Below are 13,769 nucleotides of genomic sequence, written 5' to 3' on the forward strand. Positions count from 1 at the left end.
GAATACCACTCAATGACTCTTTCTTTCTGGCGTTACGCACACTTGGCTCTGGCTTTGTTTTCTTCTTTGTTTTTAATTTTAGCTTCGACTACGGGAATTATTCTGGCAGTTGATGCGATGCAGGAAAAAACACTTCCGTATAAGGCAGAAAATTTCGACCAGATAACGCTGGCGCAAACATTGCCTGTACTCAAGAAGTCTTACTCTGAAATTACAGAGTTAAGCGTAGATCATAATCAGTTTGTAACTCTTCAGGCTATTGATCAGGATGGCAATGACATCAACTCTTATATTGATCCCAAAACGGGTAAAGCTTTAGGTAAACCTATAAAAAAGAGCGAATTTATTCAATGGGTTACCGGTTTTCATCGTTCTTTGTTTCTTCATGAAACGGGACGGTTTTTTGTTGGTGTAATTTCATTTTTATTATTCTTAATCGCCATTTCCGGTTTTGCACTTGTTTTAAACAGACAAAGAGGCATCCGTAATTTCTTTTCGAAAGTGGTAAAAGATTATTTTGCCCAATATTATCATGTGGTTTTAGGAAGATTGGCGCTGATTCCGATTTTGATCATCGCGCTTACAGGAACCTATTTGTCTTTGGAAAGATTCAACTTTTTTATGGAGAAGGAGAAAAATCAAAAAGAAAAATCAGAACTTGTTGCAACTCCAAAAGGAAAAACTGTTTCTGTATTTTCGACTACTCTCCTGGCTGATGTCAACAAAATCGAATTTCCTTTTACAGATGATCCCGAAGAATATTATATCATTCAGTTAAAAGATCGCGAAATTGAAGTGAATCAGGTTACAGGCGCAGTTGTGACCGAAAAACGTTCTCCAATGACCGTTCAATTAGCTGATTTGAGCCTAAATCTTCATACCGGAAAAACCAACGGAATCTGGGCATTTATACTGGCTATTGCGAGTATTAATATTTTGTTTTTTATTTATTCGGGTTTTGCTATTACCTTAAAAAGAAGATCAAGCCGTATTAAAAATAAATTCAAAGCCAGTGAAAGTAAGTTCATCCTTTTGGCTGGTTCTGAAAACGGAAGTTCCTTGCGATTTGCCAATGCCATTCTAAAACAATTGATTGGCCACGGAGAAAAGGCTTTTATTACTGAATTGAACAGCTACACGCTTTTTCCGAAAGCCGAACATATTATTGTCTTTTCGTCTACACACGGATTAGGACACGCACCTTCTAACGGAAGCAAATTTTTATCACTTTTAAATAAATATCCGCAAAAGCAAAAAATCAAGTATTCGGTAGTGGGTTTTGGTTCTAAAGCCTATCCGGATTTTTGTGAATTTGCTTTTGAAATCGACAAACAATTACAAAGTCAAAATTGGACTGAACGTTTATTTAACGTACAAACTGTAAACGATAAATCGGCCACAGAATTTGTCGAATGGATAAAATTATGGAATGCCGAAACCGGAATTCCGTTATCGACAACGCCATCTTTATACAATCATGTGCCAAAAGGTTTGCAAAAACTAATGGTCTTAGATAAAACACTGGTTTCTGAACACGAACAGACTTTTATACTTACCCTAAGAGCGAATATGAGAGCCAAATTCAATTCAGGAGATTTACTGGCTATTTATCCTGCAAACGACACGAGAGAACGCCTCTACTCTATTGGTAATCATTCCGGTAACATACAATTGGTTGTAAAATTACATCCAAACGGGCTGGGTTCTGAGTTTCTAAATAACCTTGCTCCGGGAAATACAATCAAAGCAAGAATTATCAATAATAAAGCGTTTCATTTTCCAAAGAAGGTTTCGAAAGTGGCTTTAATTTCAAACGGAACCGGCATTGCGCCTTTCCTTGGAATGATAGAACAGAATAAAACCAAAACAGAAACGCATTTGTATTCCGGATTCCGTATGGAGACTGAGACTGTTTCTGGATATAAAAAGTTTACTGCTGAAATGATCCAGAAGCAAAAATTACAAAGTTTTCATTTGGCTTTATCCCGAGAAGCAGAGCATTTTTATGTAATGGATCTCATCAAACGAGATGCTGATTTTTTTATTAATTTACTAAAAGAAAATGGCGTCATCATGATTTGTGGATCACTGGCGATGCAAAAAGATGCTGAAGCTATTCTGGATAAATTATGTCTTGAAAGAAATGCAAAAAGTATAACAGATTATAGAGAGAATGGTCAGTTATTGACGGATTGTTATTAAACACTAATTGCACACTAATTAATTTTGATTTTAGATTGTAGAATATAGATTGTAGAATATAGATTATAGAATATGGATTATAGAATATGGATTTTGCATTGCAAATTATGGATTAAAATAAAATCTGCATAATCTGCAAGATCTGCGAGAAAAAATAATTACGCATAGCAAAAAAAACAAAGATTTTCCCTCCTTGTTTTTCATTTCGAGAAACGAGGAATGACAAACTAGACGGAAATATTCTTATGAAAATAAATGTTTTAAAAAAATCATGCATAAATCAATCCTCAATAAATTTTTAATTCTTTTCGTACTCTTTGGTTTATCAACCAGCGCGCAAATATTACGAAAAAGAACAACTTTACTTATGGGCGGGCGTTTTGATATTACGATCGTGGCAAAAGATTCTCTTTCGGCAGAACAGAATATCGACGAGGTTATTGCAGAAATTACCCGAATCGAAAATTTAATATCCGACTGGAAAGCAACTTCGCAAGTTTCTGAGGTGAATCAAAATGCGGGAATTAAACCCATAAAAGTCGATCGTGAAGTTTTTGAATTGACACAAAGAGCCATAGCATTTTCTGAAGCTACAAAAGGCGGTTTTGATGTGAGTTTTGCCGCTATGGACAGAATCTGGAAATTTGACGGATCGATGACCGACATGCCTTCGGCGGAAGCCATAAAAAAATCGGTAGAAAAAGTGGGTTATAAAAATATTATTCTGGATTCGGTTCAATCGACTATCTTTTTAAAATTGAAAGGAATGAAAATTGGTTTCGGAGCTTTAGGCGAAGGATATGCAACAGATAAATGCCGAAATATGATGCTCGCAAAAGGCATTAAAGCCGGAATCGTAAACGGATCCGGCGATATGACTGCCTGGGGAAAACAACCCAACGGCAAAGACTGGAACATTGGCATGACGAACCCATTTCATCCTGATACATTATTTGCTGTAGTTCCTTTAAACAATGGCGCAGTAACGACTTCCGGAAGTTATGAGAAGTTTGTTGTTTTTAACGGAAAACGCTACTCACACATTATAAATCCTGCAACAGGTTATCCTGCGACGGGATTATGCAGTGTGTCTGTTTTTGGTCCAAATGCAGAAACAGCAAACGGATTAAGCACTTCTTTAATGGTTTTAGGACAAAAGGAAGGTTTGCTTTTACTAAAAAAATATCCGGAATACAGTTGCGTAATGATTACCGATAATGGAAAATTAGTAAAATCGAAAAACTTCAAAATAAAGAAATTTAAACCTAAACTTTAGCTTCATTTTACAATCTTTAGATAAAAAAAAGATAATCAAAAAAGGATTGTCTTATAAATATTGCATCGTTATATTATTGATAAAACCTTTGAAACGAAAAGCTGGGTTTATGCATTTCTATCTCATTCCTGCTAGTTTCGAGTTGTGCCTCTTTTGCATAAGCCATCATTTTTTGCTCATAATTTTCAATAGCCATTTCAAGAGTTTCAAATTTCCCGCTTGTTAAATTTTTAGATAAGATTAAAGCATCTAATAATCCAATATTGGCTCCCTGACCTGCAAAAGGCGGCATTATATGTGCGGCATCACCAATAAGCGTTATAGGCAAAGGGCGATTATTTTTCCAGGGTTTATCTAACGGTATTTTTCTTGTTGGCCACAAAATAAAAGAAGATGTGGCGGTAAATAACTGTTTATAAACCTGCTCCCAGCCGGACAATCTATTACTAAGAAATTTAATTATGCTTTCTTTATCATCAGCTTTCAAAGCATTTGTATCTGGCATTTCAAACATTACATTATAACTCAGCACACTGCCGTTCTTAGAGTTTGCTAATAATAGATTGCCATCTTTTGCAATCATTAGTATATTGTCATCACACAAATCATAGAATTCAGGACATGAAACTTCCGGCTCAAATACTTCGCCCTGAATAATAAGAGTTCCTGTATATTCGATTTCAGCATCAGTAACATATTTTCTTGCCTTAGAAATTCCGCCATTTGCGCCAATAACAAAATCTGCGATTGCATCTGCTTCATTTTCAAATTGCAGAATCCATTTGCCATCGTCTGCTTTAAGGTCTGTAAATTTTCTGCCCCAAACAACCGTTCCCTCCATTAAACTGTCCAGTAACAGTTGTCTTAAGTCGTTTCTGTTTATTTCAGGATTATCGTATAGGTTTTCGGCTGTTGGTTTTTTAGAAAAAAGTACTTTGCCTTGTTCATCTGCAATGGTTCTTCCCATTGGTTTTGCCCGTGCAAAATAAGTTTCTAATAATCCTGCTTTTTCAAGAGCATCTTGTCCGGACCCCTTGTGCAGGTCAAGTGTACCACCGGAAATTCTTGTACTCGCGTCTTCATCTCTTTCGTAAACCGTAACATCTATTCCGTTTTGTTGTAATAATTTTGCCATGGTGAGACCAACGGGTCCTGCCCCAATAATAGCTATCTTTTTGTTTTTCAATAACATAATTTAGTTTTTATTTTTGAAAGACAAAATTCTAAAAAGCTTGTTTCTTAGGATTGTACAAATACGACAAAATCGTTACTAATGGTTTGCTTTGCTTTTCGTGCAAATGCACCTGGTGTAGTGCCGCTGTAACGCTTAAATTCTCTGCTAAGATGAGATTGATCTGTATACCCTAATTCCTGAGCCAAACCGGCAATATTAGCATCTGGAAAATGCCATAAATGATTCCGTACCTGCTCAAAACGCATCAAACCTGATACATCTTTTACGCTATGACCGGAGGATTGTTTAAAGTTTCTTTCTAATGTACGAACTGTTGCATGAGCTGCCAATGCTAATTCACTGACCGGAATAATTCCTTTAGCGTTTCGCATCGCCAATCCGGCTTTAAACAATAAACTATCAGCAGGAACTTGTGAGTGGGCATTCACAAAAAATTGCTGAACCTGCGCAATCGCCTCTTCTATTTTGTTGGCCTGAATGAAATCATTCAAACGCGACTGAAGCTGAGCAATAGGATGTTCTAAAATATGTACTCCGCCTTTGCCCTTTCCTGATGGCAATCCGAGTAAATCGAAAACAGTCCAGGGAAAACATCTTATGGCAATGATTTCTAAGCGATTATTCGAATTTAAAATAACAGGCTGATTGAGTAATCCCATTATAAACGGTGATGGCAAGGGCTGTAAAACTCCATTATAAGAAACACTACAAGTACTTCCAAAATAAAAAATAATTTCAGCATAACCATCCGGCATAACTTCAAAATTTGAGAATTCTTCACCGGAATCTCGTCTGTCGTACCAAAAACATTTGATGCTATCCTGCAATATTTCAGGAGCGTCAAATTCGAGATGGTATAATTTGAAATTAAGCATATTCAAAATTTAAGAGAGACAAAGATAAAGAAGAATATACGAAAGCCTGAACACATTATAATGCGAACCACAAAGTTTATCATCCTGAGAGAAAGGATCGCAATAGCAACTCCGGAATCTTTGTCGAGTTTCTTTGTCATGGCACACGGATGACACGGATTAGCTTCGCAAAAACGCAGATTAAAACGGATTTTTTATTCTTTTTATTTTCTAAACGTAAAGTAACCACAAGCTTGTCATCCTGAAGAATGAAGGATCACACTAGTAATTCCGTAAAGTAATGCCGCAATCTTTGTCGAGTTTGTTTGTCGAGCTTCTCGTGTGATCCTTCATTCTTCAGGATGACAAAAACAAAAAATCCGTGTAAATCCGTGTTTTTGCGAAGCAAATCCGTGTCATCCGTGTGCCATGACATTGTTTGTAAAACTCCAGCTGAAACTGGAGCCTATTCAAAATCCTTATAATCTGGAACATTTTTCTCCAACATTAGAATTTTTAATGTAATTCTAATGATCTTCTAATTCGTTTATTTAGATTAAATATAAACAATGACATAAGTTTGCGCTCCTATTGGTAAGTAAATAAATTATGAAATTTTTAGCAGTTGTGTTTTTGTTTGTTCATTTTTCAGTTTGGTCTCAAAAGGGAAATATAAACGGAAAGGTTCACTTTTCCCACAACGAACCGGCTTTGGGTGCTTCGGTACTGGTTTTAGGAACACAAAATTTTTCTATTGCTGATCAAAATGGTCAATTCGAAATTAAAGCATTGCCTTACGGAAAATATACTTTGGAAATTTCTTCTCCCGAAGCCAAAACAAAAACTATCGACATTCACGTACACCAATCTTCTCATCATATCACTATTTCTTTAGAAAAAAGTGATCCTAAAGCTTTGAAAGAAGTGGTGATTCAGAAAACTACTGTAAAGAAAGAAATTATGGAGAAAGGTTTCTCTGTAAATGTCATAGACACTCAGGAAGCGGCAAAACGTAATATTCAAACTAACGATTTATTAGGACAATCAGCTGGAGTTCGCATCAGACAAAATGGTGGATTGGGTTCGAGCATCAATTACAACCTGAATGGAATGTCCGGAAATGCCATCCGAATATTTATAGACGGAATTCCTATTTCGACTTACGGTTCTTCATTCAGTTTAAATAGTATTCCGCCTGCATTAATTGAGCGAATCGAAGTTTACAAAGGAGTAATTCCGGCACATTTGGCGGATGATGCTTTAGGAGGTGCCATAAATGTAATTTTGAAAAAAGGTGCTAAAAATACCCTGAATGCTTCAATATCTTATGGTTCGTTTAACACCACTCAATCTAACTTTAATACCACTTACAGAGATAAATCAGGCTTTACTTTAAAAGGTTCCGGTTTTTATAATTACTCTGATAACGATTATGAAATTTGGGGGAAATTTGCTTACAACATTCAGCCTAACGGAGTTAAAAAAGAAATTAAGGCCAAACGTTTTAATGACGCGTATCGTTCTTACGGAGGACGTTTTGAAGCCGGATTTACAGATGTAAAATGGGCGGATACTTTTTTAATTGGTTTTAATGCTTCTGACGATTACAACGAAATTCAGCACGGACAAGCAATGTCGAAACCCTACAAAGGTCGATTTACTGAAGCTGATGCACAGGTAATCAGCATCAATTATGCTAAAAAAGATTTTATTGTAAAAGGGCTTGAATTCACCGTGAATTCTGTTTTTAGTCAAAGAGGAGAAGTTCTAAATGACACAGTAAAATGGAATTACAACTGGTTTAACGAAAAAGCAATTGGCATTGATGGTCAGCATTTTTTATCGCCAACAGGTGCTCAACAAGGTGCCGCTACAATTTTGCACATCAATAACAAAATATTCAGTACAAGAGGCGGATTAAATTATACCTTAAATGATAATCACAAATTTGTATTCAGCAGTATGCTTTATTCGTTTGACAGGGATGATTATGATGAAAAGAAATCTGAAATGGAAAGAAATTTTCAGCAAAAACGAGATCTGCAAAAAAGCGTTTTGTCCTTTGCCTACGAACTTCAGGCATTTGATTCACGCTTAAGAACCAATTTGTTTGGGAAACGCTATAACCAAAAAACAGAACAAAGAACCCCGCAGATCATTACAACAGGCGGACAGTCTTCAATAGTCGAAAAATTAGAGAATAATAATACTACTTTTTATGGTTACGGTTTCGCAGGATCTTATTTTGTTTTACCAAAATTGATGTTCTCTTTATCTGCAGAAAAAGCGATCAGGCTTCCTTCTGAAAATGAAATTTTTGGTAATCCGGGCGAAAATCAAACCAGTAACAGCGCATTAAAACCTGAAGAAAGCGACAACCTTAATGTAGGATTACGTTTTGGACCTTATATCATTAATCAGCATAAATTTAGTTTTGGCGGCTCGGGATTTTGGAGAAATTCTAAAGACAAAATCGTTCGTGAGTTTAGTAATCGTTTAAATGAAGCTTTGCAGACCTCACCTTCAGTAAACTTAGGTACAGCGCAATCTTTAGGGTATGAAGCCTCATTGGAATATTCATATAATAAAAGATTATTTATCGGGATGAATATGTCTAAATTCAATTCGCTCTTTAAAGATAAATACGATAAAAATGGACAAATACTGGATTACTATAACAAGCAATATCCTAATGAGCCTTATTTTATTATTAATGGAAATGCGCAATATAATTTTAAAGATGTATTGCAGTCTAATTCGGAGTTGAATTTGTATTACAATTTTACTTATGTGGGAGAATTTTTTACCACCTGGCAGGAAACCCAAATTGATAAAGTACCGTCTCAATTTCCGCATGATTTAGGTTTGAGCTACACTTTTCCTAACAAAAAATACATTGTGAGTTTTGATGCCAAGAATATCACCAACGAACAGGTTTACGACAATTTTGGCGTTCAAAAACCTGGAGTAGCCTTTTATCTGAAATTCAATTACATACTGAATAAGTTTTAAATCTATATAATTAATTTTTTTAAATACCATGAATATGAAAAAAAGTACATTTAAATTAATGGCATTTGGTTTGGTTTTTACCACATTTGCCTTAACGACAAGCTGCAGCAGTAATGATAATGAAGACCCAATAACACCTACATTACCGGAAACTGAAAGCCGTTGGATAACAGTTGCAGGAGCCTTAATGCAAACTGCTCCGGGAGACGGAAATGGCGGTACTAAAGTTTTTTCTGTCAGTAAAGAAGATGCTAAAAATCCAAACATTTCTATTAATGTTTACGACAACGGAACACCTGTACAATCCACCAGAACTGCTCGTTTGCAATCATCTGTAGACGGAAGCACTCTTTTTAATATCACGTATACAGGTGCAAACGGTGGTGAGTTTATGACTTATAAAGTAAATGGCGGTAATAATTTTGCACAATCAGGATCTACAGTCAACATTTCTCAATATGCAGGAACTTCACCAAGATGGACCAAACTTTTTGACGGAGATAAAACGGGTGTAGCAGTAAATGTTACCGCACCTGTAATTGTAACTAACGAAGATAAATCATACAAGCATACAAGAGGTTCTGCAACTGTATTAAGCTTAGACTTAAAAAACATCCTAATTTCTGCTGCAAAACAGTACGAAATTCCGTTAACTCCGGAAGAAGAAGCTTTAGGACATCACATTTTCCGTTTAGATGCACCAACGCTAAACAAAGCCGGAAACAAATTAATCATCGGAACATGGATGCGTAAAACAAATACTGCTACCGGAGCAAACGAAACTGAATTTGAGCGTTTAGGTTCTAAATCACTTGTGGTTGATTATCCTTCCTTATTAAACCCTAAAATTATTACTTCTACAGTTGGTTTTGGAGACACAAGCGGATACCGTAGTTTTAATAGTTTTGTGGCTAACGATGGAAATATTTATCAGGCTACTCAAAGAGATACAAAAAACGGTTCTTATATCTTAAAAATCAATCAAAGCAACGAATATGACAACTCTTACGTTTTTAGTTTAGACACTGCTCTTGGAGTAAAAGGATCTTACATTGATGCATGGAGATACGTTGGTAACGGAATCGCTTTTGCAGTTTACACTCATGACGGTGCTAACAATCAAGGATTTGTGGCAAGAATCGACTTAAACGCAAAAACAGCTAAAAAAGTTGAAGGTATTGCTTATGATGCTGATTTAGATTTTGGTCAATACCAGGGCTTTGTAGTTGACGGAAACGATCTATATGTAGCTGTTACACCAGTTGGTAAAGACGGAAACATTTATATCATTGATGCTGTAACAGGTGCCGTAACTAAAGGAGCCAAATTGGTAAACAAAGCCGGAAACCATTATATTGGTGTATTCTAAAAATAACAGTAGCAGAAATGCAATTGCAAAAATGCTATTACTTGAGTTTTTTTTTAATTAGAACATTCCGCTTCATAATTTATGTAGCGGAATGTTTGTTTAATATTGATTCTTAAGTTGGCAATTAACCGCAAAGAACGCAAATGTTTTACTTTATATTATGCTGATAAACAAAAAGTTCGCAAAGCTTTCTATTGATACAGCTTTGCGAACTTTGTCTTTTTTATAAACCTCATAGATTTATAAAATTTGCGTTCTTTGCGGTAAAATTATGCTCAAAGAAAAGCAACCTTTACAAATTAAGTATCACAAGTAATAAAATCCCAATCCTGCTCCATATAATTGATCAGCCAGTTTAAGGCATATTGTCTTTCATAAACAATACCCGGATTTATACCTTCTATTTCCCTGCCATTGATTCTCTCGTCGACACATGCCCAATTAAATCTGTAATACAAATCATTAGCATCCAAAATTTCGCTTTTAGATCTTATGGCCACTATCGAATCAATAAAAATATTGGGATCTTTATCCTGACCAACAGGGTAATTATCCGGATCAATATTTTCCAGATCGCAAAACTCATCCGGAAAATCCAGCGTTTCAATTTTATTCAAAGCCCACATCAAAACCCAAATACCTTCACATTTCCAACTTTCGTTTGCTTTTTTATCATCGGTTGGGTTGGCCAGAAATTCTTTTTCGTTTTCCGTCGTAAAATCCCAAAGATTATAATTTTGAAGATATTCTGTAGCTTCTTCGGGAGAAATACTATTAAACGCCACTAAATTGACTACTGCCAAAGCACTCACTCTTTGCGCAATTTCTCTTGGTGTCCTTAAAGTAGTCTCCTCTTCAGATTCTATACAAGGCAGGTTTCTGTTGATTTTGATGTTATATTCTTCCAGAATTTTTTCGTTATTCTCTTTTCTTTGCAACTGATCTTCCGTCAACTCATTCTGATCTGCATCAAAATAAACCGAATTAATTTTGACATCTAATACATCAATTTCACAATTTCCTTCAGTATCAATAATCAAATCTAAATTTTTGTCCAGAAAATGCTGGCCGCTCGATTTACTAATAACAGTATCAGGCTGAACAAACAAAATCGCATCAAGTTCCTCGGCAATATTGGCTATTATGGTTTTTAAATTGGCTATTTCTCCTTGTTCCGGGATAATGGTAAATTCAGAATTTAAAGTCTCTATTTTACGCAAAAAAAGTTCTTTTACTTTTTCATTTACAGTTGGCAATCCATAAACAAAGCCATAAAGTCCTTTTAAATTAGCCGTTAGCGCAGAATCATTGATTTCCGGAATTTGATAAGAAGGCTCGGCTCTCTGGCGATACAAGATTTTTATTTTTTGCGAAGAACTTCCTTCCTTAATTTCTAATGTTATGATATCGGACTCCTCTTCTTTATCAATTAAAATATTTCCTTTTGGAAAATGAGATACGATTATTTCTTTAATATCATCAAACCCTGATTGGTGTGAGTAAATGGTACAAATCATGCTATTATTTCTATTTGTGATTAAATATCCAGGCGTATAAAAATTATTTATTTACGCTAATATAGGTTTATTTTACTACAAAATGCAAACGTAATCAGGATGATTTTATAAGTTTTAAAAAAAGTTTCATGTAGATTTTACTGATTAGAGCAGATCAATTAGGATTATTATTTTGGTAAATAATTTTTAAATCAAGCTGCATTATCAGCTTAAATCCATATTAAATCTGCGTGAAATATTTTTAATTGGCTTTCGCCGAAATACACTTCTTTATCTTTAAAATTAAAAAAATAGAATAACTTTTTAAATGCTATAAAACCATCCCGTACTTTCCTGATACTAGTAAAATAAAAGGCTAGAAAAGACTTTCATAACGAATCACTTTTATTTTGTGGTAAGGACTAATTTAACACCGCTTTATAAATATTTTTTTATAGATTTGTGTAATCGATTACATTTACATATATTTATCGATCGAAGTTCTTTTTTTGCGAATCGATAAAAAAAGAACAAACAATAAATGCATTTAGCAAAAAAGTCTCTCTATTTAGACTAAAATTTTTAACCATAATTCAATTAGAATGAAAACTCACCCAATTAACCTTTTACGTATTGCTTTGGCAATTATGATAATAAGTTGTACGCAAAACAGTTTTGCTCAAAATTCAAAGACTTATGACACTTATAAGAATATTGAATTTAAAATGGCAAAAGTAAAAGAACCTGTAATTCCTAAAAACAGTGTAAACATTAAAGATTTTGGAGCTGTAAATGGCGGGTATGTTTTAAATACAAAGGCTTTCGCCGATGCAATAGCCGCGGTAGCAAAAAAAGGCGGTGGAAAAGTTGTTATTCCTCCCGGAATCTGGCTTACAGGTCCAATTTTATTAAAAAGCAATCTTGAACTTCATGCAGAAACAGGTGCAATAATCATTTTCTCGCCAGATAAAAGTTTATATCCTCTTATAGAAACCAGCTTTGAAGGATTGAATACCTGGAGATGTATCTCTCCTATTTATGGTAAAAATCTTGAAAACATTGCTTTTACAGGTAATGGTGTCTGGGACGGATCTGGAGAAGTCTGGAGACAGGTTAAAAAGAACAAACTAACTGACAGTCAATGGAAAAAAGTGATTGCTTCGGGCGGAGTTTTAAACAAAGATAAAACCAGCTGGTATCCGTCTGAAACTTTTATGAATGCCTCTAAAGGAGCAGATCAAAACGTACGTCTGGATTTAAAAACCAAAGAAGAGTTTGAAACGATTCACGATTTTTTACGTCCGGTAATGGTAAGTATTCAAAATAGCAAAAGAGTACTGTTTGATGGTCCGGTATTTCAAAATTCACCAGCCTGGAACATTCACCCTTTGATGGTCGAAGATTTAATTGTGCGTAATGTAACGGTTCGTAACCCTTGGTATTCTCAAAACGGAGATGGTCTTGATGTAGAATCCTGTAAAAATGTAATCATCGAAAACTCAAGTTTTGATGTTGGTGATGATGCTATTTGTATTAAATCAGGAAAAGACAAAGACGGTCGTGATCGTGGCGTTCCTTGCGAAAACATTATCATAAAAAACAATATCGTATATCACGGACACGGCGGCGTAACGGTTGGAAGTGAAATGTCAAGCGGTGTAAAAAACATGCATGTATCTAATTGTACTTTTATGGGAACAGATGTTGGATTGCGTTTTAAAAGTAACCGCGGACGTGGCGGTGTAGTCGAAAATATTTTTATATCGGATATTTTCATGACAGATATTCCCTCTCAGGCTATCTCGTTTAATTTGTATTACGGAGGAAAATCGATCGAAGAAACTTTGGCAGAAGGTGGTAATACACTAAGTTCTAAAGCAATGCCAGTGAATGAAGAAACTCCTCAGTTCAAGAATATCTCAATCAAAAATGTAACGATAAAAGGAGCTCAACAAGCAGTTTTTTTACAAGGTTTGCCAGAAATGAATCTTGAAAATATCGAAATTTCTAATCTGACAGGAAATGCAAAAAAAGGCTTTTCTATCATCGATGCTAACGGAATTAAAATACACAATGCAAAATTAGAAATTGAAGAAGCTACTGTATTTGAAATTTACAATACCAAAAACATGTCTCTTAAAAATGTAGAGTTCAATTCTACTTCTCCTAAAGCAATTACGGTCAACGGAGAAAACAGTCAGAATATAGAATTTGTTTCATCAGCTAATTTTAATCTGGCTAATAAAACAACTGTTGGAGAAACTGTTCCTAAAGGAACCGTAAAGTTCTAAATTGAAAGTAACTCATAAAAAAGGGTTGAATCAGCAATTTTGATTCAACCCTTTTTTTTATTTTATATCTTTCG

The 13,769-nt window shown here is 35.0% G+C and carries 8 protein-coding genes; 5 read left to right on the plus strand and 3 right to left on the minus strand.

Annotated elements, in window-relative coordinates; genetic code table 11:
• The first annotated feature begins 12 nt into the window (after positions 1-12).
• Together FLP_RS07385 and FLP_RS07390 are read left to right on the plus strand one after the other, a co-directional pair.
• Entirely contained in the window at positions 13-2,202 is a 2,190-nt protein-coding gene (locus tag FLP_RS07385) for a PepSY domain-containing protein (RefSeq protein WP_065448882.1), read from the plus strand.
• Positions 2,203-2,473: 271 nt separating this feature from the next.
• Complete coding sequence (locus FLP_RS07390; protein WP_065448883.1) at positions 2,474-3,478, plus strand: FAD:protein FMN transferase; 1,005 nt, start codon at positions 2,474-2,476, stop codon at positions 3,476-3,478.
• Positions 3,479-3,551: 73 nt separating this feature from the next.
• Here the strand turns inward: FLP_RS07390 and FLP_RS07395 are convergent, their stop codons facing one another.
• Positions 3,552-4,670: an FAD-dependent oxidoreductase gene (locus FLP_RS07395; protein ID WP_065448884.1), complete on the minus strand. Its 1,119-nt coding sequence runs from the start codon at positions 4,668-4,670 to the stop codon at positions 3,552-3,554.
• 47 nt (positions 4,671-4,717) lie between these two features.
• Positions 4,718-5,548 carry a helix-turn-helix domain-containing protein gene (locus FLP_RS07400; RefSeq protein WP_065448885.1) on the minus strand — a complete coding sequence of 277 codons (831 nt, stop codon included), beginning with the start codon at positions 5,546-5,548 and terminating at the stop codon, positions 4,718-4,720.
• Positions 5,549-6,136: 588 nt separating this feature from the next.
• Between FLP_RS07400 and FLP_RS07405 the strand changes: the two genes are divergently transcribed.
• Both FLP_RS07405 and FLP_RS07410 read left to right on the plus strand, forming a co-directional pair.
• A complete protein-coding gene (locus FLP_RS07405) occupies positions 6,137-8,539 on the plus strand; it encodes a TonB-dependent receptor (protein ID WP_065448886.1) in 2,403 nt (800 codons plus the stop codon).
• Between the two features lie 34 nt (positions 8,540-8,573).
• A complete protein-coding gene (locus FLP_RS07410; RefSeq protein WP_065449122.1) occupies positions 8,574-9,908 on the plus strand; it encodes a hypothetical protein in 1,335 nt (444 codons plus the stop codon).
• A 299-nt stretch (positions 9,909-10,207) separates the two neighbouring features.
• Here the strand turns inward: FLP_RS07410 and FLP_RS07415 are convergent, their stop codons facing one another.
• Positions 10,208-11,425, minus strand: a complete 1,218-nt coding sequence (locus FLP_RS07415) for a DUF4272 domain-containing protein (protein ID WP_065448887.1) — start codon at positions 11,423-11,425, stop codon at positions 10,208-10,210.
• 581 nt (positions 11,426-12,006) lie between these two features.
• Between FLP_RS07415 and FLP_RS07420 the strand changes: the two genes are divergently transcribed.
• The gene (locus tag FLP_RS07420) at positions 12,007-13,695 is read left to right on the plus strand and encodes a glycoside hydrolase family 28 protein (protein WP_065448888.1); all 1,689 of its coding nucleotides are present in this window, start codon (positions 12,007-12,009) and stop codon (positions 13,693-13,695) included.
• Positions 13,696-13,769 lie beyond the last annotated feature (74 nt).

This window comes from Flavobacterium piscis (genome assembly GCF_001686925.1).
Classification (GTDB): Bacteria; Bacteroidota; Bacteroidia; order Flavobacteriales; family Flavobacteriaceae; genus Flavobacterium; species Flavobacterium piscis.